Origin of the sequence: Micromonospora carbonacea (genome assembly GCF_014205165.1) — a bacterium.
In the GTDB taxonomy this organism is placed as follows: Bacteria; Actinomycetota; Actinomycetes; order Mycobacteriales; family Micromonosporaceae; genus Micromonospora; species Micromonospora carbonacea.
Map to the genome: position 1 here is coordinate 1,642,194 of NZ_JACHMZ010000001.1, position 22,497 is coordinate 1,664,690.

The window sequence follows — 22,497 nt, forward strand, 5'->3', positions numbered from 1 at the left end:
GCGGGAGGGCCGGCATGCGTACCGCGGTGGTGGTCGGCGCCGGCATCGGCGGCCTGGCGGTCGCCGGCGCGCTGGCCCGGTCCGGCTGGCAGGTCACCCTCCTGGAGCGCGCCGACCGGGTCCGCCCGGACCCGACGGCCGTCGTGCTCTGGCCCAACGGGGTACGCGCGCTGCGCGCCCTCGACCTCGGCGCGGGGCTCGACGCGATCGCCACGCCGCTGCCCGACGGCGGCGTACGCCGCCCCGACGGGCAGTGGCTGGTGCAGCCCCGCCCCACCCCGGCCGACCGGATGCCCGTCGTGGTGCACCGGGAGGACCTGCACGACGCCCTGATCGCCGGCCTCGGCGAGCGGGTGGAGCTGCGCACCGGCGTGTCGGTGCGCACGGTGCGGGCCGAGCCGGGCCAGCGCCCGTCGGTCGGCGACGGCCGGCAGCGCTTCGAGGCCGACCTGGTCGTCGCGGCCGACGGCACCGACAGCGAGATCCGCCGGCAGCTGGCCCCCGAGTCCCGGGTGGTCAGCTCCGGCTGCGCCGCCTGGCGGGCGGTGATCCCCTGGTACCGCGCGCCCCGGCTGCCGGCCGACGCGCCGGTGGGCGGGGAGACGCTGGGGGCCGGGTACCGCTTCGTGGCCGCCTCGCTGGGCGAGCGCGGCTCGTCGGGCGCGTCGAGCCGGGGCGGCATCTACTGGGTGGCCACCGCCGCGGGCGCGTCCCGCCCGGAGCCGCCGGAGACCCAGCTCACCCTGCTGCGCCGCTGGTACGCCGGCTGGCCCGCGCCGGTCGGCGAGCTGCTCGACGCCACCGACCCGGCCGACCTGGTGCAGCAGGAGATCCGCGAGCTGCGCCCGCTGCCCCGCTCGTACGGCTTCCCGGCCGGGCCGGGCGGGGTGGTGCTGCTCGGCGACGCCGCGCACGCCATGCCCCCGCACCTCGGCCAGGGCGCGTGCCTCGCCTTCGAGGACGCCGCCACCCTCGCCTCGCTGCTGCGCGAGTCGCGCCTGCCGGACGCGGTCGCCGCGTACGACCGGCTGCGCCGGCCCCGCGCGGCGACGGTGGTGCGGCAGACCCGCCGGATGTCGGCGGTGCTCCAGGCGCGGGGCCGGCTCGCCCTGCGGGCGCGCGACGCCGCCCTCGGCGCGATCAGTCCCCGCCTGCTCTCCGGCGCGGCGGCCTCCGCCGCGCAGTGGCGTCCCCCGTCCTGACCGCCCCGGGCAGGGCCGGGGCCCGCTGCCCGCGAGCGGCGGGCCGGGGTCCGGGCCGGGGACGGGGCTGGGCTCGGGCCGGGCGTGGGCCGGGTCCGGGGCCGAGCCGGGTCCGGGCGCGGGCCGGGTCCGGGCGCGGGCCGGGTCCGGGCGTCATGTCGGCGACATGGCGGTATCCCCGCGCCCCTGATACCGCGATGTCGCCGACATCGCCGCGCGTCCCCGCCGACATCGCCGCGCGTCCCCGCCGGCAGGCGGCGGCGCGTCCCCGCCGGGCCGCCGGGGCGGCGGCGTCAGATGATCGCGGCGGGCTCGGCGATGCAGGCGGTGCCGATCCGGCGGAAGCCGACCCGGACGTAGACGCGGGCGATGTCCTCGCTGCCGGCGGAGAGGAAGACCAGGTCGGTGCCGGCGGCGCGCAGCGCGTGGGCGAGGGCGGCGGTGACCGCCGCGCCGAGCCCCCGGCGGCGGGCGGCCGGCAGGGTCGCCACCCCGGCGATCTCGGCGGTGTCGCCGACCCGCATCGCCATTCCGCTGGCCAGCGCCCCCTCGCCGGGGGCCTCGGCGAGCGCGGACAGCCGCCGGCCGTCGGCGATGCGCGCCCGCTCCTCCTCCAGCGCGGCCACGTCCAGCTCGGTGATCGCCGCGTCCCGCTGCGCCGGGCCGGCGTCGCCCCGGGCGGTGCCGGCGGCGGCGAAGCCCACGGCGGCGACCGCCCGGCGGGCGGCCACGTCGGCGGCGAGGCCGGGGGAGGCCGCGTCGAGCAGGCGCACCGGCACGTCGGCGAAGCCGCCCGGGTCGGCCAGGGCGGCCGGGTCGAGGACCATCAGCGGGGCCTCCAGGACGGTCAGCCCGGCCGCGCGGGCCACCGCGAGCAGGGCCGGGTTGCGCTCGTGCACCCACTCGAACGCCTCCGGCAGGCCGAGTTCCCGCTGCCGCTGGCGCACTGCGGTAATGTCGGCCACGGAGGGCGGCCCGGCGGCGTCGAGGCGGGGCCGCGCGTAGAACGGCCATCCCTCCCCTTCCCGGACGAACAGGACGAGGGGGCCGTGTTCCTCCGCGCGGGCCACGTCGCGGGGCACGGCGTCGTAGAACCGCTCCAGCCGGTCGAACGTCACGGTCGTCTCAGCGCGTACGTGATCCACCGCGCGAGACTACCCTTCCCAGAATCTGGAAGTGTGATCAATCTGAACTGGCCTTGCGCGCCTACCCCTAACGTAGACTCAATAGACCCATAAGGGCCGACGTCGTCCCGACCATGATCCAACCTGAGTGACGACAGGAGGCCCGGTGGCCTTTCCGTACCCTCTCAGCCAGCAGTCGGCCCCGCCCGCGGCCGGGCTGTACGACCCCGCGCACGAGCACGACGCGTGCGGGGTGGCGTTCGTGGCGGACCTGTACGGCCGGCGCTCCCACTCGGTCGTCGCCAACGGTCTCGGCGCGCTGCTCCGGCTGGACCACCGGGGCGCCCGGGGCGCGGAGCACAACACCGGCGACGGCGCGGGCATCATGATCCAGGTGCCGGACGCGTTCCTGCGCGAGGTCGTCGACTTCCCGCTGCCGCCCGCCGGCGAGTACGCCACCGGCCTGGTCTTCCTGCCGACCGACGACGACGCGGAGGCGCGCGCCCGCCGGGTGCTGGAGAAGTACGCCCTGGTCGAGGGCGCCGAGGTCCTCGGCTGGCGGGATGTGCCCACCGACCCGAGCGGCCTCGGCGAGACCGCCCTGGCGGCGATGCCCCGGGTGCGGCAGGTCTTCCTGGCCGCCAGCCGGCTCACCGACACCCCCGCCGGCCCGGCCGGCTCGCCGCTGTCCGGCCTCGACCTGGACCGGGTGGCGTTCTGCGTCCGCAAGCAGGCCGAGCGGGAGACCGCCGAGCGGGGCGTGCCGGCCTACTTCCCGTCGCTGTCCTGCCGGACGATGGTGTTCAAGGGGATGCTCACCCCCGACCAGCTCCCCGAGTTCTTCCCCGACCTGACCGACGGGCGGGTCGACAGCGCCATCGCGCTGGTGCACTCCCGGTTCTCCACCAACACGTTCCCGTCGTGGCCGCTGGCCCACCCGTACCGGATCATCGCCCACAACGGTGAGATCAACACGATCCGCGGCAACCGCAACTGGATGCAGGCCCGCGAGGCGCTGCTGCGCAGCCCGAACCTCCCCGGCAACATCCGCCGGGTCTTCCCGGTGTGCACCCCGGCGGCCTCCGACTCGGCGAACTTCGACGAGGTCCTGGAGCTGCTGCACCTGGCCGGGCGCAGCCTGCCGCACGCCGTGCTCATGATGATCCCCGAGGCGTGGGAGAACGACCCCGACATGCGCGCCGACAAGCGCGCCTTCTACCGGTTCCACGCGAGCCTGATGGAGCCGTGGGACGGGCCGGCGTCGGTCGCGTTCACCGACGGCGAGGTCGTCGGCGCGGTGCTGGACCGCAACGGGCTGCGCCCGGGGCGCTGGTGGCGCACCGCCGACGGCCTGGTGGTGCTCGGCAGCGAGGCGGGCGTGCTCGACCTCGACCCGGCCACCGTGGTCGCCAAGGGCCGGCTCCAGCCGGGCCGGATGTTCCTGGTCGACACCGTCGCCGGCCGGATCGTCTCCGACGACGAGATCAAGACCGAGCTGGCCGCCGCCCAGCCGTACGCGGAGTGGCTGCACGCCGGGCTGATCGACCTGGGCGACCTGCCGCCGCGCGAGCACATCGTCTACACCCACGACTCGGTGCGCCGCCGCCAGCAGACCTTCGGCTACACCGAGGAGGAGCTGAAGATCCTGCTCGCCCCGATGGCCCGCACCGGGGCCGAGCCGCTCGGCTCGATGGGCACCGACACCCCGATCGCCCCGCTGTCGACCCGGCCGCGGCTGCTCTACGACTACTTCCACCAGCTCTTCGCCCAGGTCACCAACCCGCCGCTGGACGCCATCCGCGAGGAGCTGGTGACCAGCCTCCAGCACACCATCGGCGCGGAGGGCAACCTGCTCGACCCGGGCCCGGCGAGCTGCCGGCAGATCGTGCTGCCCTATCCGGTGATCGACAACGACGAGCTGGCCAAGATCCTCTCCATCGACGAGGACGGCGACCTGCCCGGCTTCAAGGCCGTGCGGGTCTCCGGGCTCTACCGGGCCCGCGACGGCGGGGCCGGGATCAAGGCCCGGCTCACCGAGATCTGCCGGCACGTCTCCGAGGCGATCGAGGACGGCGTGCGCATCCTGGTGCTGTCCGACCGTGACTCCAACGCCGACCTCGCCCCGATCCCGTCGCTGCTGCTCACCGCCGCCGTGCACCAGCACCTCGTCCGCGAGCAGACCCGCACCCAGGTGGCGCTGATCGTCGAGTCCGGCGACTGCCGCGAGGTGCACCACGCGGCCGTGCTGATCGGCTACGGCGCGGCGGCCGTCAACCCCTACCTGGCCTTCGAGTCGGTCGAGGACATGATCGCCACCGGCGCGCTGACCGGCGTCGAGCCGGCGAAGGCGGTGCGCAACTACGTCAAGGGGCTCGGCAAGGGCGTCCTGAAGATCATGTCCAAGATGGGCATCTCGACCGTGTCGTCGTACTGCGGGGCGCAGGTGTTCGAGGCCGTCGGCCTGGACGCCCGCCTCGTCGAGCGCTACTTCCGGGGCACCCCCAGCACGATCGGCGGGGTCGACCTGCACGGCGTCCACGCCGAGGTGGCCGCCCGGCACTCGCTGGCCTGGCCGGCGCCGGGCGCGGCGGCGACCGACCGGCTGGAGGTCGGCGGCGAATACCAGTGGCGGCGCGAGGGCGAGCTGCACCTGTTCAACCCGGAGACCGTCTTCCTGCTCCAGCACGCCACCCGCAGCCGCCAGTACGACGTCTTCCGGCAGTACACGGCCAAGGTCGACGAGCTGGCCGCGAAGGCCGGTTCACTGCGCGGGCTGTTCACCCTGCGCACCGGCGTCCGCCCGCCCGTGCCGCTGGACGAGGTCGAGCCGGCCAGCGAGATCGTCAAGCGGTTCGCCACCGGCGCGATGTCGTACGGGTCGATCTCCGCCGAGGCGCACGAGACCCTCGCCATCGCCATGAACCGCCTCGGCGGCAAGTCCAACACCGGCGAGGGCGGCGAGGACGTCGACCGGCTGCACGACCCGGCCCGCCGCTCGTCGGTCAAGCAGATCGCCAGCGGCCGGTTCGGCGTCACCAGCGAATACCTGGTCAACGCCGACGACCTCCAGATCAAGATGGCGCAGGGCGCGAAGCCCGGCGAGGGCGGGCAGCTGCCCGGCAACAAGGTGTGGCCGTGGATCGCCCGCACCCGCCACGCCACCCCCGGCGTCGGCCTGATCTCCCCGCCGCCGCACCACGACATCTACTCGATCGAGGACCTGGCGCAGCTCGTCCACGACCTCAAGTGCGTCAACCCGGCCGCCCGGGTGCACGTCAAGCTGGTCAGCGAGACCGGCGTCGGCACCGTCGCGGCCGGCGTGGCCAAGCTCAAGGCCGACGTCATCCTCATCTCCGGCCACGACGGCGGCACCGGCGCGTCCCCGCTCAACTCGCTCAAGCACGCCGGCACCCCGTGGGAGCTGGGCCTGGCCGAGGCGCAGCAGACCCTGCTGCTCAACAAGCTGCGCGACCGGGTCACCGTGCAGGTCGACGGCCAGCTCAAGACGGGCCGGGACGTGCTGGTCGCGGCGCTGCTCGGCGCGGAGGAGTTCGGCTTCGCCACCGCCCCGCTCATCGTCGAGGGCTGCGTGATGATGCGCGTCTGCCACCTCGACACCTGCCCGGTCGGCATCGCCACCCAGAACCCGGTGCTGCGCGAGCGGTTCACCGGCCGGCCGGAGTTCGTGGAGAACTTCTTCCTCTTCCTCGCCGAGGAGGTCCGGGGCTACCTCGCCGAGCTGGGCCTGCGCTCGATCGAGGAGGCGATCGGGCAGACCGAGCTGCTCGACGTCGTGCCGGCCATCGACCACTGGAAGGCCCACGGCCTCGACCTCGGCCGGGTCCTGCACTCCCCGGAGCTGCCGGCCGGCGCCGCCCGGCGCGGCGTGCGGGCCCAGGAGCACGGCCTGGAGCTGGCGCTGGACAACGAGCTGATCGCCCTCGCCCAGCCGGCGCTGACCGACGGCACGCCCGTGCGGGTCGAGGTGGCGGTGCGCAACGAGCACCGCAGCGTCGGCGCGATGCTCGGCGGCGAGGTCACCCGCCGCCGCGGCGGGGCCGGCCTGCCCGCCGACACCATCGAGTTCCTGCTGCGCGGCACCGCCGGGCAGTCCTTCGGCGCGTTCCTGCCCAGCGGGGTCACCCTGCGGCTGCACGGCGACGCCAACGACTACGTCGGCAAGGGGCTCTCCGGCGGCCGGCTCGTCGTCCGCCCGGACGCCGCCGCGCCGTTCGTCGACGGCGAGGCCGCGCCGGGGGAGCGGGCCGAGGACCAGATCATCGCCGGCAACACCATCCTGTACGGGGCCACGGCCGGCGAGGTCTTCCTGCGCGGCCGGGTCGGCGAGCGGTTCGCCGTGCGCAACTCGGGCGCGGTGGCGGTCGTCGAGGGCGTCGGCGACCACGGCTGCGAGTACATGACCGGCGGCACGGTGGTGGTGCTCGGCGAGACCGGGCGCAACTTCGCCGCCGGCATGTCCGGCGGCACCGCGTACGTGTGGCGGCTCGACGAGCAGCGGGTCAACACCGAGCTGGTCGACCTGTCCCCGCTCAGTGACGAGGAGTCCGACCGGCTGCACGAGCTGGTGCACCGGCACTTCGCCGAGACCGGCTCGGCGGTCGCCGAGGCGCTGCTGAAGCGCTGGCCGGAGGCGGTGGAGGAGTTCACCGCGGTGGTGCCCCGGGACTACCGCCGGGTGCTGGAGATCATGCGGGCCGCCGAAGCCGCCGGCCACGACGTCGACGACGCGGTGATGAGCGCGCTGAGCGCGCCGGCCGCGCCGGTGCCGCCCGCCACGCGGGTGGTCGCCCAGGAGGTGGCTCGTGCCTGACCCGAACGGTTTCCTGCGCTACGACCGGCGGCTGCCCGCGCGCCGGCCGGTGCCGGTGCGGATCTCCGACTGGCGGGAGGTGTACCCGCCGGCCGGCGAGACGCTGATCCGCGAGCAGGCCACCCGCTGCATGGACTGCGGCATCCCGTTCTGCCACGACGGCTGCCCGCTGGGCAACCGCATCCCGGACTGGAACGACCTGGTCCGCACGGGCGGCTGGGACGCCGCGGTGGAGTCGCTGCACGCCACCAACAACTTCCCCGAGTTCACCGGCCGGCTCTGCCCGGCGCCATGCGAGGCCGCGTGCGTGCTCGGCATCGGCGGCGGGCAGCCGGTCACCATCAAGCAGGTCGAGGTGGAGATCGCCGACGCGGCGGCGCGGGCCGGCCTCGCGCCGCGTCCGGCGGCGGCCCCGACTGGCCGGTCGGTCGCCGTGGTCGGCTCCGGGCCCGCCGGCCTGGCCGCCGCCCAGCAGCTCGCCCGCGCCGGCCACGCCGTGACGGTGTACGAGCGCGACGACGCGATCGGCGGCCTGCTCCGCTACGGCATCCCCGACTTCAAGCTGGAGAAGCAGCACATCGACCTGCGGCTGGCCCAGCTGGAGGCGGAGGGCGTCGCGTTCCGCACCGGGGTGGACGTCGGCGTCGACGTGACCGCCGAGCAGCTGCGCGAGGCGCACGACGCGGTGCTGCTCGCCTGCGGCGCGTTGCAGGGCCGGGACACCCCGGAGACGCCGGGGCGCAAGCTGCGCGGCGTGCACCAGGCGATGACGCACCTGGTCGCCGCGAACCGCGTCGTCGCCGCCGCCGGTGCGGGCCGGCCGGCCCTCGCGGTGCTGCCCGACGGCACCCCGATCGACGCCGCCGGCAAGCACGTGGTGATCATCGGCGGCGGCGACACCGCCGCGGACTGCCTCGGCGTGGCCCACCGGCAGGGCGCGGCCGGCGTACACCAGCTCGACCTGTACCCCGAGCCGCCGCACGCCCGCGACGCCGCGCGCGACCCGTGGCCGACCTGGCCGTGGATCCTGCGCAACTACCCGGCGCACGAGGAGGGCGGCGAGCGGGTGTTCGCCGCCGCCGTGCAGGAGTTCGTCGACGACGGCACCGGCCAGGTGCGCGCCGTACGCATCGCCGAGGTGACTGTCGAGAAGCGCGACGGCCGGCGGATCGTCACCGCGGTGCCCGGCTCGGAGCGGGAGCTGCCGGCGGACCTGGTGCTGCTGGCGATCGGCTTCGAGGGCACCGAGGAGCAGCCGCTGCTGGCGCAGTTCGGGGTGGCCCGCAACGCCCGGGGCGCGATCGACGCCCGGCCGGACTGGCAGACCGAGGCCGACGGCGTCTTCGTCGCCGGGGACATGCACCGGGGCGCGTCGCTGATCGTCTGGGCGATCGCCGAGGGGCGGGCGGCGGCCGCCGCGATCCACTCCTACCTGGGCGGGGTGGGCGAGCTGCCCGCCCCGGTCGACCCGGCGCGGCAGCCGCTCGCCGCCCGCTGACGGCCCCGCTCGGCGGGCCGGGACCTGGTGTCCCGGCCCGCCGGCGTGTCAGTGCAGCAGTTCGTGGGCCTCGCGGACCTTCGCCCACGACTTCGGCTTGACCGGCGCGGCCGGGGCGGCGGCGCGGGCCGCCGAGCCGCCCGCCGTCAGCTCCGGGCGGCCCTTGGTGAACAGCCAGGTCGTGAACAGGGCGTCGAGGTCCTTGCCGGAGACCTGCTCGGCGAGGGCCTGGAACTGCGCGATCGTGCCGTTGCCGTGGCGGTGGGCGGCGGTCCACTCCGGCAGGATGCGGAAGAACGCCGCGTCGCCGACGGCCAGCCGGAGCTGGTGCAGGGCCATCGCGCCCCGGTCGTAGACCGCGCCGTCGAAGACGTTGTTCGCGCCCGGGTCGCCGGGCGGCACCTGCCAGAACGCGTCGTCGGCCGGGTAGCTGGCGTAGGTGAAGTCGAACCACTCCTGCGCGGTGCCCTCGCCCTGCTCCTCCGACCAGAGCCACTCCGCGTAGCTGGCGAAGCCCTCGTTGAGCCAGATCTGGCTCCAGTCGGCGACCGAGACCGAGTCGCCGAACCACTGGTGGGCGTTCTCGTGCACGACCACGTAGGTGTTCGACCCGCGCCGCCAGAAGCCCGGCCCGTACACCGAGCGGGTCTGCGTCTCCAGGGCGAAGCCGATGCTGTTGGCCGGAGCGGCGACGCCGCCCTGCGCCTCGAACGGGTACGGCCCGAAGATCCCGCTCTCCCAGTCGACGATCTCGGCGGTGCGTTCGATGCTGGCCCGCGCGGCCGGCCCGAGCGAGCCCAGCGTGGTGCTGTACGCGTTGACGACCGGCAGCCCGTTCGGCGCGGTGTCGGTGACGATGTCGTAATCCCCGATCGCGAGGAACGCCAGGTACGTCGCGCCCGGCGTGGCGCTGCGCCAGCCCCAGCGCGTCCGGTTGCCGGGCTCGGCCAGCGGCGGCCGGGGCTGCACGCCGTTGCTGACGACCTCGACGCCGGTCGGCACGGACACGGAGACGTCCCAGGTGGCCTTGTCGCTGGGGTGGTCGTTGCTCGGGTACCACCACCAGGCCGACTCGGGCTCGTTGACGGCCAGCGCCCCGTCGGTCGTCTTCGTCCAGCCGGTCCAGCCGTCGACGCGGGTCTGCGAGGGCACGCCCGCGTACTGCACCACGATGGTCAGGGACTGGCCCGAGACGATCGGGCGGGGTGCGGTGATCGCCAGCTCGTGGGCGCCCTCGCGGGCGAAGACGGCCGGGTAGTTGTTGACCTTGACCGACTGGACGCCGAGCACGAAGTCCAGGTTGAACCGGGTGAGGTCCTGGGTGGCCCGGGCGAGGATCGTGGTGGTGCCGGAGAGTTGGTCGGTGGCGGGCTCGTAGCGCAGCCGGATGTCGTAGTGGTCGACGTCGTACCCGCCGTTGCCGTAGTCGGGGAAGTAGCTGTCGCCCAGGCCGGGGCTGCCGGGCCCGGGCGCGGCCGGCGCGGCTGCCGGCCGGCCCCAGCCCGATCGGGCGGCGGCGTGGCCGGGTGCGCCGGCCGCGACCGCGCCGGCGGTGGAGACGGTCAGGGCGGCGATGGCCGCCGCGAGAACGCGTCGCACGGAATGGACTCCCTCCGTTGGGTGTACGCCGGCCAACCTAATCGACAGATGTAAACGGGTGTGTCCCGGCGGGCGGTCCACGCCCTATTCCCTCGATGGAAATGTTTCGATAGCATTACCGACCAGTAACCACCACCCCTGGGCCACGCGCGCGGTTCCGAGGATCCACCACCCCTGCCCCCGCGGAGGTTCCCCATGCCCCACCGCCCGCTGGTCCGCGCCCTGACCGCGTTGACCGCACTGCTCGCCGCGACCCTCGGCGCGGCGGCCGCCCCCGGCGTCGCCCAGGCCGCCCAGGCCGCGAAACCCGCCCGAGCCGCCGCCGCGGTCAACTACGTGGCGCTGGGCGACTCCTACTCCTCCGGCGTCGGCGCCGGGCCGTACGACCTGTCCACCTGCCTGCGCAGCGACAAGTCGTACGCCCCGCTCTGGGCCGCCGCCCACCAGGTCGCCAGCTTCGCGTTCCCCGCCTGCGGCGGCGCGGTCACCGCCGACGTGATCAACAAGCAGGTGAACGCGCTGAGCGCCAGCACCACCCTGGTCACCATCACCATCGGCGGCAACGACGCCGGCTTCGTCGACGTCATCACGAGCTGCCGGTTCGGCAGCACCAGCACCTGCGAGGGCGCGGTGAACGAGGCCAGGGCGTTCGCCACCACCGAGCTGCCCGGCCGCCTCGACCGCACCTACGCGGCGATCCGCGCCAAGGCCCCCGACGCCCGGCTCGTGGTGCTCGGCTACCCGCGCCTGTTCGAGACGACCTCCTGCGGCGCGCTGGCGATGAGCGCCTACAAGCGCACCATCATCAACGAGGCCGCCGACCTGCTCGCCTCGATCACCGCCGGCCGGGCCGCCGCGGCCGGGGCCACCTTCGCCGACGCCCGCCCCTACTTCGCCGGGCACGGCGTCTGCGCCGCCGTGCCGTGGATCCACGACGTCACCGGCGTCATCGAGGCGTACCACCCGAAGGCCGACGGCTACCGGCTGGGCTACCTGCCGGCGCTCACCGCCGTCACCGGCTGACCCCGCGCCCTGCGGAGACGGCCGGCGGCCGGCGGGCCCCGCCTCAGGCCCCGCCGCCGGCCCACCACCGGCCCCGCCGGCCGCCCCGGCGGGGCCGGTGCGCGCGCCGTCGCGGCGGACTGTCCCACGCCGCCGCGCGTCCGTTAGGGTTCGCTGGACCAGACGGCCATCGCGCGTGGGGGGCAACAGAGGGTGGGCAGGCTCGCGTCGGCGTACGGTCAGGCGGTCGCCGCCCATCGGCAGGCCCGCGAGCGGCTCGACCGGGCCCGCCGGTCGCTCGGCGCGCCCGGCCCGGCCGCCCCCACCGCCGCCGACGTCGTCGCCCGGCTGGCCGCCGTGGGCGGGCGGCTCGCCGCCCCCGCCCCCGGGGTCACCGCGCTGACCGGCGCGCCCGCCCCGATCCGCGTCGGCGAGGCGACCACCCTGGACGGTGGCTTCCCCGTGCTCGTCCCGCTCGGCGGCGGCTGCCACCTCACCGTCGACGCCGACGCCCGCGACCCGCGCGTCGGCGAGTTGCTGCGCGCGGTGGTGCTGCGGCTGCTCGCCACCGCCCCGCCCGGCACGGTCCGGGTCGCCGGGATCGACACGGTGGCCTTCGGGGCCACCTTCCTGCCGCTGCGCCCGCTGCTCGACGCCGGGGTGCTCGCCCCGACCGCCACCACCGCCGCCGAGGTCGCCGCGCTGCTCGACTCCGCCGAGCGGCACGCCCGGGCCGCCCAGGCAGCCGACCCGGCCGCCCGCGAGCTGCTGGTGCTGGTCGTCGCCGCCGCGCCCGGCCCCCGCGAGCTGGCCCGGCTCGCCGCGCTCACCCACGCCGGGGCGTCCGCCGCGGTCTGCGTGCTGCTCGCCGGCCACCGCGCCGCCGCCGGCCAGCAGGGTCCCGCCGGCTCCGACGCGCCGCCGCCGGGCGCGGCCACCGCGCTGCGCCTGATGCAGCGGTACGCCCACGTCGGCGACCCGCCCGGGCACCCGTTCAGCGCCGACGGCTCCGGGCTGGCCGCCCCCGTCGTGCTCGACGGCGACCTGCCGCCGGCCACCGTGGCCGCCCTCGCCGCGCACCTCGCCCCCGCCGCCCGCCGCGACGTCCCGCCCGCCTTCGCCGACCTGCTGCCGGCCCGCCGCTGGGCGGCGACCAGCGCCGCCGGGTTGTCCACCGTGGTCGGCCGGGCCGGGCGGCAGCCGGTCACCGTCGCCTTCGACGACGCCACCCCGCACTGGCTGATCGCCGGCCGCACCGGCGCCGGCAAGACGGTGTTCCTGCTCGACGCCCTCTACGGGCTGGCCGCCCGCTACGCCCCCGACCAGCTCCAGCTCTGGCTGCTCGACTTCAAGGAGGGCGTCAGCTTCACCGAGTTCGTGCCCACCGAGCGGGACCCGTCCTGGTTGCCGCACGCCCGTGTCGTCGGCATCGAGAGCGACCGGGAATACGGCCTGGCCGTGCTGCGGGAGCTGCGCCGGGAGCTGAACCGGCGGGCGACCGTCCTCAAGCGGCACGGCGTCACGAAGCTCGCCGACCTGCCCCGCGACGCGGCGGTGCCCCGGATCGTGGCGGTCGTCGACGAGTTCCAGGTGCTGCTCGCCGGCACCGACGCCGTCGCCCGCCAGGCCGTCGACCTGCTGGAGGAGCTGGCCCGCAAGGGCCGCTCGTACGGGGTGCACCTGGTCCTGGCCAGCCAGTCCACCGCCGGCATCGAGTCGCTGTACGGCCGCGCCGAGGCGATCTTCGGGCAGTTCCCGCTGCGGGTGGCCCTGCCCGGCGGCGGGGGAGTGCTCGACGCGCTCAACACCGCCGCCGACGCGCTGCCGATCGGCGCGGCCGTGCTCAACACCGCCGCCGGGGCGGCCGGGGCCGACACCGTGGCCCGCTTCCCCGACGCGTACGCGGCCCGCGCCGAGCTGGCCCGGCTGCGCCACGAGCTGTGGCGCGAGCGGCCGGCCGGCTCCGCCGCGCCCACCGTCTTCCGGGGCTACGATCCGGCGCGGGCCGACGACGATCCGGCCCTCGCCGCCCTGCGCCCCGGCGGCGGGCCCCCGGTCGCCCTGGTGGGCCGCGTCGTCGACGTGGCGAACAGCCCCGCCTCGTTCACCCTCGACGCCACCCCGGGCCGGCACCTGGCCGTGGTCGGCACCTCGACCGTCGGCGCGGAGGTGCTGCGCGCCGCCGCGCTGGGCCTCGGCCGGCAGCACGCCCCCGGCGGGGCCCGGTTCCTGCTCGCCGGGCTGGTCGCCGCCGTCGACCCGGTGGTCGACGCGACCGCCGTCGCGCTCGCCGCGGCGGGCCACCCGGTGCAGCGGCTCGACCCGGCCGCCCTGCGCGACCGGATCGCCGCCCTCGCCGCCGCCGGCCCGCCGAGCCCCGCCGACCAGGCCAGCCCCGCCGACCAGGCCAGCCCCGCCGACTCGGCCGACCCCGCCCGTCCGCCGATCGCCGGCCGCACCTACCTGGTGGTCTTCGGCGCGGACGCGGCTTCGGCCGCCCTCGCCGGCACCGACCCGACCACGTTCCGCTCCGGCCTGGACGACCTGCGCGCCCTGCTGCGCGAGGGCCCCGGCCACGGGGTGCACCTGCTGGGCTGGTGGCGGGGGCTGCGCCGGCTCGCCGACGACCTCGGCGGGACGCACCACCGCGACGACGTCGCCTGCCTGGTCGCGTTGAACGTCCCCGGCGCGGAGCTGGGGCTGCACCTGGGCGAGCACGACCTCGCCTACACCCCGCGTCCCGACCGGGCGCTGCTGGTGGACCGGCACGACCAGCGCACCCGGCTGATCGTGCCGTTCACCGGGCCGGGACACGAGATCGACGAGGAGCGCTGAGCCGTGGCCACCTTCGCCGAGTACGCCGCCCTGGCCCGGCAGCTCGCCGACCAGCGCCGCGAGACCGACCGGGACGCCGTCGCCGCCGACCGCCACCGTTCGGCCCTGCGCGCGACGCTCGACCAGCTCACCCGACGCCTCGACGCCCAGTCCCACCGCCTCGACCAGCTCGGCCGGGCCGCCGGCGTCACCGCCGACCCGCCGGCCGCCCCGGGCGCGCGCCCCGCCTCGCCGACGGTGTCGCCGGCACCGGCCGGGGCGGGGGCGTCCGGGGCGGGGGCGTCCGGCGGGCGGGCCGGTGGGTCGCCGGAGCCGGGGACGGCGGGGGCCGGCGGCGCAGCCGACGCGCCGGGGCGGCCGGGTGTCGGGGCGTACCCCCAGGGTGGGACGACCGGCGCGGTGGTGGCGGTGCCGACGTCGGCCGGGGTGCCCGCGCCCCGCGCCGGGGGTGTCGACCCGGGCGCGGAGCTGGCCGAGGCCCGGCGGCTCGCCGACGAGACCGACCGGCTGATCGGCCTCACGGAGGCCGTCGGCCGCCGGCCGCCGCTGCTGCCGGCGTGGTCGCCGCTGGCGCGGGCCCTGGCCGTGTACGCGGCGTGCGCGGCTGCCGGCGTCGTGCTGGCGATGGTGCTGCTCGGCGTCGCGGGGGTGGTGGCCAGCCCGGGGGCCGTCTACGTGGCCACCTGCGGCGCGCTGCCCGTGCTCTGCTTCGTCGCCGGCTACCTCGTGCTCGGCCGATGGGGGCGGCCGGCGCTGGGCGCGGACGGGCCGCCGCCCCGGTTCGTGCCGCTCGGTTTCGTGACCTGCGTGCTGCTCATGCCGCTGGCCTACTGCGGCTACCTGGTGCTGTTCCGCCTGCTGCGCTGAGGCCCGGCTGCCCCGGCCCCGGGCCGCCGGTCGTCGCCGGCCGGCCGGTCAGCCGGCCAGGGCGAGGCGGGCCACCTCGGCCGCGCACCCCCAGGACAGGGTGACCCCCGCGCCGCCGTGCCCGTACGCGTGCACCAGCCGGCCCCCGGCGGGGCCCGCCGCCTCGACCGCGACCCGGGGTCCGCCGTGCCGGGCGGGGCGCAACCCGATCCGCTCGCCGAGCACCGGCGCGTCGGCCAGCTCCGGCACGAGCGCCACGCACCGCCGCCGGATCGCCGCCGCCGTCTCCGGGTCGGGCCCGGTGTCCCACACCCCCGGCTGGTACGTGCCGCCGAGCACCACGTCGTGCCGGCGTGGGTGCACGTAGGTGATCCCGGCCGGGTCGTCCTCGTCGCGCACCGACGTGGTCAGCCCCGGGTTCGCCACCAGCACCAGGTGCCCGCGCACCGGGTGCACGGCCGGGTCGGCGGCGAGCCGGCCGGCGGCCAGCCCGGTCGCGTTGACCACGGTGGGGGCGACGTCGAACGCCTCGGCGAGGCGGCCCACCCGGCGGCGCAGCACCCGCCCCCCGCCGGCGGTGACCCGCCCGGCCAGCCACCCCAGGTACGGCGTCATCTCCACCGCCGGCGCGGTGAACCGCAGCACCGCCGTGTACGGCGGCTCGGCCGGCCCGGCCACCAGGTCCCCGGTGGCCGCCGCCCACCACGGCGGGCCGTCGTAGCGGTGGCGCAGCAGCATCCGCGTCGGCCGGGCCACCACCCCCGGCACGCCCGCCCCCGCCTGGCGGGTCAGCTCCGCGTGGGTCTCGCGCGCCCAGCGCAGCACCCGGGGATCCGCGTCGGTGTGCGTCGGGTACCACACGGCGGCGGCCACCGTCGACACCGTGTCCGCCGGGTCGTCCGCCGCCAGCACGGTCACCCGCGCGCCCCGCTCCTGGAGGGTCACGGCGGCGGTCAACCCGATGATCCCGCCGCCGACCACCACCACGTCCGCCGTCTCCGTCATCGCCGGCTCCTTCCCTCGTGGCCCGCCCGGTGTCGTGCCGTGGCCTCGGATCGTGCCGCGCCGGCCGGGACCACGTCCAAGACGGAACCGGGCGGGCGGCGATAGGCGGCGCTTATGATCCGGGGATGGACGCCTGGTCGGACCTGCGCCGGCTGCGCTACTTCGCCGTGCTCGCCGAGGAACTGCACTTCACCCGGGCCGCCGCCCGCCTGCACATCGCCCAACCGGCGCTCAGCCAGCAGATCCGCGCCCTGGAACGCCAGCTCGGCGTGCCGCTGGTGCACCGCACCAGCCGGGGCTGCACGCTGACCGAGGTGGGGCAGCGGGTGGCCGCCGAGGCCGCGCGGCTGCTCGCCGACGTCGACGCCGGCGCCGCCCGCATCAGGGATCTGGTGCAGGGCCGGGGCGGGCGGCTGCGGCTCGCGTACACCCGGTCGGCGCGCGGCGGCCCGGTGGACGCCCTGGTGGCCCGGTTCCGCACCGCCCACCCCGACGCGGAGGTCGCCGCCGAGACCGCCTGGACCGCGCCGAACGTCGCCGGGCTGCTCGCCGGCCGGCTCGACGCGGCGTTCGTCCGCCCGCCGGTCGACGAGCCGGCGCTCGCCTGCCGCACCGTCGACACCGAGGAACTGCTGCTGGCCCTGCCGGCGGGGCACCCGCTGGCCACCGGCCGCCGCCGGATCACCCGGGCCGAGGTGGTGGACCTGCCGGCCGTCATGTGGTCCCGCGCCAACGGCCCCGGCATGTTCGACCGGACCATCGCCCAGGTCTGGCCGCACGGCGGCTTCCGGCTGGTCCGGCAGGAGCCCGACGACGAGCAGTTGCTGCGCGCGGTGGCGCAGGGCGACGTGGTCGCGGCCGTGCCCGCCGGTCGCGCGCGGGCGTTGAAGGTGCCGGGGGTACGCCTGCGCCGGTTCACCGCGCCGACCCCCACGGTGGACGTCGCCCTCGCCTGGCACCGCGACACCACCAACCCGGCCGTCCACGCCCTCGTGGCGCTCCTGGACTGACGGCGCCGCCCCTTGTCGCCCGTGGCCGCCGGGATCGTGGACAGTTGTCGTCCGTTGTGGACGATAGGTGTCCGGGATCCCGGCGCGGGTCGGGTCGGGCGAGGGGGAGGCGTCGATGGGCGGGGAGCTGGGCGGGTTCCTGATCGGGTACGTTCCGGCGGGGGTCGACGGAGAGGTGTCCGACTTCGCCAGCGAGTGGGAGGGGGTGCGCTTCCGGACCCGGGTGTGGGAGCGGCAGGTGGCGGAGGGCTGGCGCGTCGACCTGCGGGTGCACGTCCTGCGCGGGGGCCGGCTGGGCACGCTCGGCGAGCTGCGGGACTTCCTCGCCGACTACCACGAACGGGACGCGGCGACGTGGCCACTCACCGAGTTCACCGAGGGCGGCGTGACCGGCCTCGTCGGCGACGGCGAGGCGTTCCGGCTGGTCGAGCCCGGGGTGGCCGTCGACGTGCGCGCCGACCCGGAACAGGTGCCCGAGCCGGAGCTGCGGGCCGTGGCGGCGGGGGTCCGACCCGCGGCCACCCCGGAGCGCACCGCAGACTGATCATTTCGTGGTGGTGGACAGCGGGCGGTGGGTCGTGGGTCGGGCTGGGCGGGGGCCGGCGGGGTCAGCCGGGCAGGTCGGCCAGGCAGGTCAGCCAGAGCTGGTAGCCCGCAGGTGCGCTCCCGGCGGCCTCCCGCGTCAGCCGCAACTCCTCCAGCGCCCGGTCGGCGTCACCGCGTTCCGCCGCCGCGCGGGCCAGGTCGAACCGGTCGGTGACGAAGGCCGACAAGCGCCGGAGGTGGTCCGCTGCCGCCGCGACCCGGGTCCGCAACTCGTCGGCCGGGCGCTGGCCCGCGTCGCCCTGCCCGGCGGCGGGGAGGCCCACGGCGGTCGGCGTGGGGATCGCGTGGACGCTGTCGTCCTCCCGTTGTGGGGGATGGCCGTGGCGGATCGCGCCGAGCCCGGCCAGGGCCGTCAGGTCGCTGAGCACCTGGTCGCACAGGAGCGCGGCGACCCGGTCGAGGGTGTGCCCGACCTGGTCGGGAGCGCCCTCGGCGAGCTGGCCGTCGAGCTCGGCGGTCAGGCAGGTGAGCTGTTCGGACACCCCGGCCAGGCCCTCCGCCAGGAAGGCGATCTCGTCTTCGAGCCGCTCCAACACCTCGTCGGCGGTGCTGAGAAGGCTGTCCCGCATGGCTCTCCCGGTCGTGTCGGTCCACAGTGATCGCGAAGAATCCTGACTCATCAACGGATGAAGATCGTCGATAGTTCTCGTGAGTTTCTGTCGGATACCCGATACGTCGGCGGTGGGCGAATATGGGCATCTCCTCATATCCTGTCGTGTTCACCGTGGCGGACCACCGCTGCTGGTCTGGTGGGGCGCCGACGCGGAATCACCCGGCTACGTCGACGCCCAGGCCGCCATGGTCAAGACGCGCGGCTTCGGCGAGGCGCGGGCCCGCGACCCGGTGCGGCGCACCGGAGCCCGGGCCCAGGGCGCCACGTTCGTGCACCAGGTGCAGGCGCTCGATGCCGGCGGCACCCTCACGTGGTTGAAGGACCTTGCTGGAGGATGCCGCCGCGCCGCTGCCGCCCGAGGTGATCACCCCGGGGATCGTCGGGGACCTCCAGGCTGCGTTGCGCGAGTTCGCCGCCACCGCCGAAGAACTCGGAGCCCGCGCATCAGGAGTTGACGATGAGTAACGAGGTTCAACTAATCGGTGACGGCGATGGGCTGGCGTCATCGGGGACCCGGGAGCTGTCGAACTCGTCCTCGTCTCTGGGGCCTGCCGGCGAATTACCTCAAACTGCAACGGCTCGGGCGTGCTCTTCGCGCGGAGAAGGTCCGACCGCGAGCGGCGGCTGCCGCAATAATGTCCGCACAGTCGAATCGATGGCGGACACAGCATCGCAATATCCGCGGTTGTCGGATTATCATGTGGCGGGCCGGCGAGCCGGTCCTGCGCCGTAGCAACCTCCGAAGGGGCTCGAATGACGGCAAGCGCCAACCGCCTGGATGGGGCGGTAGCTGACGTGGAAAACGCCAATATCGCACGCATTTACGATTACTACCTGGGGGGCCTCTACAACTTCGCCATCGACCGGCAGAAGGCGGAGCGCATCAAGCTGACGCTGCCCAGCGTCGACCTGCTGGCTCGCGGTAACCGGGACTGGCTGCGCCGATCCGTGCGATATCTGGTGGCGCAGGGGGTGGAGCAGTTCATCGATATCGCGGCGGGTCTGCCGACTGCCAACAATACGCACGAGGTCGCGCACGCCCTCAACCCCCGCGCGCGGGTGATTTATGTGGACAACGACCCGTCGGCCGTCATCCACGGCGAGGAAATTCTTGCGAAGGAGCCGCTCGCCGCCATGGCGGAAGCCGACGGGAGGCACCCTGAGCAGGTGTGGGCACACCCGGCAATCCGCGATTTGATCGATTTGTCGCAGCCGGTGGGGATCATCCTGGGTGGGCTGCTCGTGTTCGTTCCCGACGAGGATGATCCGAAGGGGCTCGTCGCGGCATACCGGGAGGCCCTGGCGCCTGGCAGTTACCTCGCGATCTCCCACCTCACCGCCGACACGGTGGACGCGGAAACAAGAGCACAGGTCGACCGAATGGTCGCCGCCTACCAGGCCGGGGTCGGCGCGACCCTCCACGTGCGGGACAAGGCGACGTTCGCGTCCTGGTTCGAAGGTATGGAGCTGATCGATCCGGGGGTGACCCTGATGGCGGACTGGCGTCCGGACCCGGGCCTGGACGTGGATGTCCAGACGCCGTCGCGGCAGCTCGGCTACGGCGCGATGGGCCGGATCGCCAGCTGATCCGTGACCGCTGCCTTGGCCGCCCCGGCGGCCAAGGCAGCGGTGGATGGAGTGGTTCGGGCCGGGTCAGGGGCATGGTGGTCGACCTCGCCGACAGGGCGCACTTCGCTGATCCTGACAGGAGGTCGCAGCTGGCCTGCCGGACGCTCACCGCCGGCGGTCCGGACCGGACGGCCGGCAACTGTGGCGGCCGTGTTGGCCGGTGCTGCTTGCCGCTAGCCCGTCAGAAGGTTGACCAGGACACCTGTGGGGATGGAAGCAGCTACGCCGGCCAGGAACCACCACAGCTGACCCCGTCTGTTCGTTCGCTGCAATCTGGCTGCCAGATCCACCAAGCTCTCACTCCCACTCGTCGCGCCATCCTCCGCGCTGACAATCCTGTTGAGTCGAAGTCGCAGCTGTCGTCCTAAACGGCTGGTACGTGATGGCGTGTCCTTGATGGTAGAGCCGCGCCAGCGCCTGCGCCGAGCTGATAAAGGCGCTGCACGCGCGCTTTCGTTCTCTGGGTCGTAGGGGAAGGGAAAGTACGCTCCCGGTTGCGGGATCGGCCGGTCTTCGGACCTGCCGGGCGCGTGCTGGAGGGATTCCCGCTCGTGTGCCCTCCGCCAAAGCCCACCGGCGAGGCCGATCAAGAACAGGTCGGCTAGGGCCGCCACAAGTGACCATGGCTGCGGAAGGCTGTAGGCCACGGTTCCCGTCACTGCCGCTGCTGCAATCAGCAGCTTGGGCGCATTCCTCATGGATGCTATTCAAGCGCCCTATGCGAGTGGGGTGTGACGGCTGGCGGACAGCAGCATTGAGCACCTGGAGCACGGAAGGCCAGGGGCTGGCCCTGCGGGGTGCCGGACCTGCAGCAACAGGGGCCAGGCACTGCGACCGACGCGGCTCGCGGCCGTGGGTAAGGCCACCTTGCAGGGGAGCAAGCCAACCGTCCGGCCGCACGGATCATTCCGGGGTGTCGTCCTCGGTGGGGCGCGGCTGGCGGTACTTCCTGATCCACTCTTCGACGTCCTCGGCCAGCCACACCTTCATGCCGCGTAGCTCCTGGTAGGGCTTCGGGAAGGTGGGATACCTGGCGAGCTGCTGGAACCGCTGCCGCGACACGCCCAGGCGCTCTGCGATCTCGTAGGGCCCCATCAGGAGCACCGAGCCACGACCCATGCGCCGACGGTAGGGCGATCGTCGCTGTCCGATCGGCAATAGCCAATTGACCGGTTGGCCTGCCGCAATGGTGGCCCTATGCGACGACGAGTGTCCTACCAGGAATACCTGCTCGCCACCGCCCTGACCCTGGTCTGTCGGCACAAGCCCGTGTGGTCGTGGGTCCGGTGGCGATACGTCTGCGCGTGCGGCAACGAATTGCCCTGCCGGCACCGCCACCGCCTGCCGATCAACCACCGGCACTGGCCGCACGGCCCGGAGCCCGAGGCCGGGGGCGCGGCCGACGCCGTGGGCGGGGCTGGAGGTGGGGCGGGGGACGGCGGCGACGGTGACAGCGAGGGCGGGAGACTGTGAGCGCGGTGCGTGATGTCGCCGTTGACTCAGCTCCCTATGCGTCGAGAGAAGCCCCGCTGCGGGCCGGGACGCTGCTGCACGTGACCCGGGCGGCGAGCCCGCAGTTCGTCCAGCCGATCTTCTTCCGGCTGATCCGCGTGCACGCCGACTGGGTCACCTACCACGGCTGGACCTGGCTCGACGGCTACCAGATCGACGCGCGGGGCGACGCGGTCGCGCGCCGCTCGATCTTCGTGCAGCCGGCCGGGCTGCGGGTGCTGGCTAGTCTGCCGGCTCCGGCGGGCGGCGGGCGAGCAGGGAGAACGCGTTCGGCAGTCGCCCGGACCAGGCCGCCGCCGTGATTCCGCCCGGCCGCCAGAACGGTTCGGGGTGTTCGGCCAGGTGGAGCAGCTCCAGGTCGGCGGCGAGCACCACGTTGACGATTTCCCCCAGGGTCCACTGGAATTCCACCGCCCCGTTCCCCGGGAACGTGTCGTTGACGAAGCAATCACCGAAGTAACTCCGGTCGGCCCGGATCCGGGGCTCGTCGGCGTCCCAGCTCCACAGGGCGGCCGCCGGGTGCGCCTCGTACACGAACAGGTGACCCGCCGGCCGCAGCAGCCGGGCGACGTCGCGCGCCCAGGCGGCCAGGTCCCGCATCCAGATCAGCGCGCCCTTGCCCGTGTAGACCAGCTCCGCGCAGCCGTCGGACAACGGGGCGCCGGGAAGTTCGGCGACCACGTACCGGCAGGCCAGCCCCAGCGCGGCGGCGCGCCGGTGCGCCGCGCCGGTCGTCACCGCGCTGTAGTCGACCCCGATCACCGTACGCGCGCCGGCCGCGACCAGGGCCACGTCGTCGAGGCCGTGGCCGCTCTGCAGGTGCACCACCACCGGCGCGGCGCGCAGCAACGGGCGCAGCAGCTCGATCTCGGACGGGTTCAGCGACGTGCCCTCCCGCGCCTCGCGCAGCAGGTCGTCGTGCTCCCGGACGTACTTCCCGGCGGCGGTTTCCCAGGCGGCCCGGTTGCGTCGCACGGCGTCGTCCACGGCGAACAGTGTCGATGTCTCCGCCCAATATGGCGAGCGGTTTTCACCTTCTGCGGAACTCCATTGTCGGTCGCCCCTGACTCCGGTCACGAACCATTGTCGGTAATCTGCTGGCGAGATCCACTATGGACGGGTAACGTGCTGCGTCGTCGTCGGCTCCCGTTCATGGGATCGGCG

General features: G+C 75.1%; 18 protein-coding genes. 11 read left to right on the forward strand and 7 right to left on the reverse strand.

Features of this window, described 5'->3' with window-relative positions; all coding sequences use genetic code 11:
- The first annotated feature begins 14 nt into the window (after positions 1–14).
- On the forward strand, positions 15–1,202 hold the full coding sequence (locus HDA31_RS07470; RefSeq protein ID WP_178065817.1) for an FAD-dependent oxidoreductase: 1,188 nt from the start codon (positions 15–17) through the stop codon (positions 1,200–1,202).
- 293 nt (positions 1,203–1,495) lie between these two features.
- Here HDA31_RS07470 and HDA31_RS07475 read toward each other — a convergent pair whose 3' ends face one another.
- Entirely contained in the window at positions 1,496–2,347 is an 852-nt protein-coding gene (locus HDA31_RS07475) for a GNAT family N-acetyltransferase (RefSeq protein WP_178065816.1), read from the reverse strand.
- Between the two features lie 145 nt (positions 2,348–2,492).
- Here HDA31_RS07475 and gltB point away from each other — a divergent pair, with 145 nt between their 5' ends.
- Both gltB and HDA31_RS07485 read left to right on the forward strand, forming a co-directional pair.
- Complete coding sequence (gltB, locus tag HDA31_RS07480) at positions 2,493–7,157, forward strand: glutamate synthase large subunit (RefSeq protein WP_178065815.1); 4,665 nt, start codon at positions 2,493–2,495, stop codon at positions 7,155–7,157.
- Complete coding sequence (locus tag HDA31_RS07485; protein WP_178065814.1) at positions 7,150–8,655, forward strand: glutamate synthase subunit beta; 1,506 nt, start codon at positions 7,150–7,152, stop codon at positions 8,653–8,655. Before gltB ends, HDA31_RS07485 begins: the two co-directional genes overlap by 8 nt.
- Before the next feature lie 48 nt (positions 8,656–8,703).
- Here HDA31_RS07485 and HDA31_RS07490 read toward each other — a convergent pair whose 3' ends face one another.
- Positions 8,704–10,254, reverse strand: coding sequence for a M1 family metallopeptidase (locus HDA31_RS07490; RefSeq protein ID WP_178065813.1), 1,551 nt, complete (start codon positions 10,252–10,254; stop codon positions 8,704–8,706).
- 195 nt (positions 10,255–10,449) lie between these two features.
- On the opposite strand from HDA31_RS07490, the gene HDA31_RS07495 reads away from it, so the two are divergent.
- The 3 genes from HDA31_RS07495 (at position 10,450) to HDA31_RS32005 (ending at position 14,958) form a co-directional block, all read left to right on the forward strand.
- The gene (locus tag HDA31_RS07495) at positions 10,450–11,277 is read left to right on the forward strand and encodes an SGNH/GDSL hydrolase family protein (RefSeq protein WP_074474412.1); all 828 of its coding nucleotides are present in this window, start codon (positions 10,450–10,452) and stop codon (positions 11,275–11,277) included.
- Between the two features lie 192 nt (positions 11,278–11,469).
- Positions 11,470–14,091 carry an FtsK/SpoIIIE domain-containing protein gene (locus HDA31_RS07500; RefSeq protein ID WP_178065812.1) on the forward strand — a complete coding sequence of 874 codons (2,622 nt, stop codon included), beginning with the start codon at positions 11,470–11,472 and terminating at the stop codon, positions 14,089–14,091.
- A gap of 3 nt (positions 14,092–14,094) precedes the next feature.
- Positions 14,095–14,958, forward strand: a complete 864-nt coding sequence (locus HDA31_RS32005; protein ID WP_246384039.1) for a hypothetical protein — start codon at positions 14,095–14,097, stop codon at positions 14,956–14,958.
- Between the two features lie 48 nt (positions 14,959–15,006).
- Here HDA31_RS32005 and HDA31_RS07510 read toward each other — a convergent pair whose 3' ends face one another.
- Complete coding sequence (locus tag HDA31_RS07510) at positions 15,007–15,963, reverse strand: FAD-dependent oxidoreductase (protein ID WP_178065811.1); 957 nt, start codon at positions 15,961–15,963, stop codon at positions 15,007–15,009.
- A gap of 125 nt (positions 15,964–16,088) precedes the next feature.
- On the opposite strand from HDA31_RS07510, the gene HDA31_RS07515 reads away from it, so the two are divergent.
- Together HDA31_RS07515 and HDA31_RS07520 are read left to right on the forward strand one after the other, a co-directional pair.
- Complete coding sequence (locus HDA31_RS07515) at positions 16,089–16,973, forward strand: LysR family transcriptional regulator (RefSeq protein ID WP_219824938.1); 885 nt, start codon at positions 16,089–16,091, stop codon at positions 16,971–16,973.
- A gap of 67 nt (positions 16,974–17,040) precedes the next feature.
- A complete protein-coding gene (locus HDA31_RS07520; RefSeq protein WP_178065810.1) occupies positions 17,041–17,517 on the forward strand; it encodes a hypothetical protein in 477 nt (158 codons plus the stop codon).
- A gap of 64 nt (positions 17,518–17,581) precedes the next feature.
- Here HDA31_RS07520 and HDA31_RS07525 read toward each other — a convergent pair whose 3' ends face one another.
- Complete coding sequence (locus tag HDA31_RS07525; RefSeq protein ID WP_178065809.1) at positions 17,582–18,148, reverse strand: hypothetical protein; 567 nt, start codon at positions 18,146–18,148, stop codon at positions 17,582–17,584.
- Between the two features lie 199 nt (positions 18,149–18,347).
- Entirely contained in the window at positions 18,348–18,560 is a 213-nt protein-coding gene (locus HDA31_RS07530; protein ID WP_178065808.1) for a hypothetical protein, read from the reverse strand.
- Between the two features lie 385 nt (positions 18,561–18,945).
- Here HDA31_RS07530 and HDA31_RS07535 point away from each other — a divergent pair, with 385 nt between their 5' ends.
- Complete coding sequence (locus tag HDA31_RS07535; RefSeq protein ID WP_178065807.1) at positions 18,946–19,779, forward strand: SAM-dependent methyltransferase; 834 nt, start codon at positions 18,946–18,948, stop codon at positions 19,777–19,779.
- 945 nt (positions 19,780–20,724) lie between these two features.
- Here HDA31_RS07535 and HDA31_RS07540 read toward each other — a convergent pair.
- Positions 20,725–20,940 (reverse strand): helix-turn-helix transcriptional regulator, encoded by a 216-nt coding sequence (locus tag HDA31_RS07540; RefSeq protein ID WP_219824937.1) that lies wholly within the window; start codon positions 20,938–20,940, stop codon positions 20,725–20,727.
- Positions 20,941–21,018: 78 nt separating this feature from the next.
- Here HDA31_RS07540 and HDA31_RS07545 point away from each other — a divergent pair, with 78 nt between their 5' ends.
- Both HDA31_RS07545 and HDA31_RS07550 read left to right on the forward strand, forming a co-directional pair.
- Positions 21,019–21,294: a hypothetical protein gene (locus HDA31_RS07545; RefSeq protein WP_246384038.1), complete on the forward strand. Its 276-nt coding sequence runs from the start codon at positions 21,019–21,021 to the stop codon at positions 21,292–21,294.
- Between the two features lie 56 nt (positions 21,295–21,350).
- Positions 21,351–21,635, forward strand: coding sequence for a hypothetical protein (locus HDA31_RS07550; protein WP_178067664.1), 285 nt, complete (start codon positions 21,351–21,353; stop codon positions 21,633–21,635).
- Here HDA31_RS07550 and HDA31_RS07555 read toward each other — a convergent pair.
- The gene (locus HDA31_RS07555) at positions 21,556–22,320 is read right to left on the reverse strand and encodes a class I SAM-dependent methyltransferase (RefSeq protein WP_178065806.1); all 765 of its coding nucleotides are present in this window, start codon (positions 22,318–22,320) and stop codon (positions 21,556–21,558) included. The genes HDA31_RS07550 and HDA31_RS07555 overlap by 80 nt on opposite strands.
- Positions 22,321–22,497: the final 177 nt, after the last annotated feature.

What these genes read in the sequence shown, in the direction of transcription:
- HDA31_RS07470 (WP_178065817.1), top strand. Translation starts at nt 15, where the DNA reads ATGCGTACCGCGGTGGTGGTCGGCGCCGGCATCGGCGGCCTGGCGGTC.
- HDA31_RS07495 (WP_074474412.1), top strand. Translation starts at nt 10,450, where the DNA reads ATGCCCCACCGCCCGCTGGTCCGCGCCCTGACCGCGTTGACCGCACTG.
- HDA31_RS07510 (WP_178065811.1), bottom strand. Translation starts at nt 15,963, where the DNA reads ATGACGGAGACGGCGGACGTGGTGGTGGTCGGCGGCGGGATCATCGGG.
- HDA31_RS07515 (WP_219824938.1), top strand. Translation starts at nt 16,089, where the DNA reads ATGGACGCCTGGTCGGACCTGCGCCGGCTGCGCTACTTCGCCGTGCTC.
- HDA31_RS07525 (WP_178065809.1), bottom strand. Translation starts at nt 18,148, where the DNA reads ATGCGGGACAGCCTTCTCAGCACCGCCGACGAGGTGTTGGAGCGGCTC.
- HDA31_RS07535 (WP_178065807.1), top strand. Translation starts at nt 18,946, where the DNA reads ATGACGGCAAGCGCCAACCGCCTGGATGGGGCGGTAGCTGACGTGGAA.
- HDA31_RS07540 (WP_219824937.1), bottom strand. Translation starts at nt 20,940, where the DNA reads ATGGGTCGTGGCTCGGTGCTCCTGATGGGGCCCTACGAGATCGCAGAG.
- HDA31_RS07545 (WP_246384038.1), top strand. Translation starts at nt 21,019, where the DNA reads ATGCGACGACGAGTGTCCTACCAGGAATACCTGCTCGCCACCGCCCTG.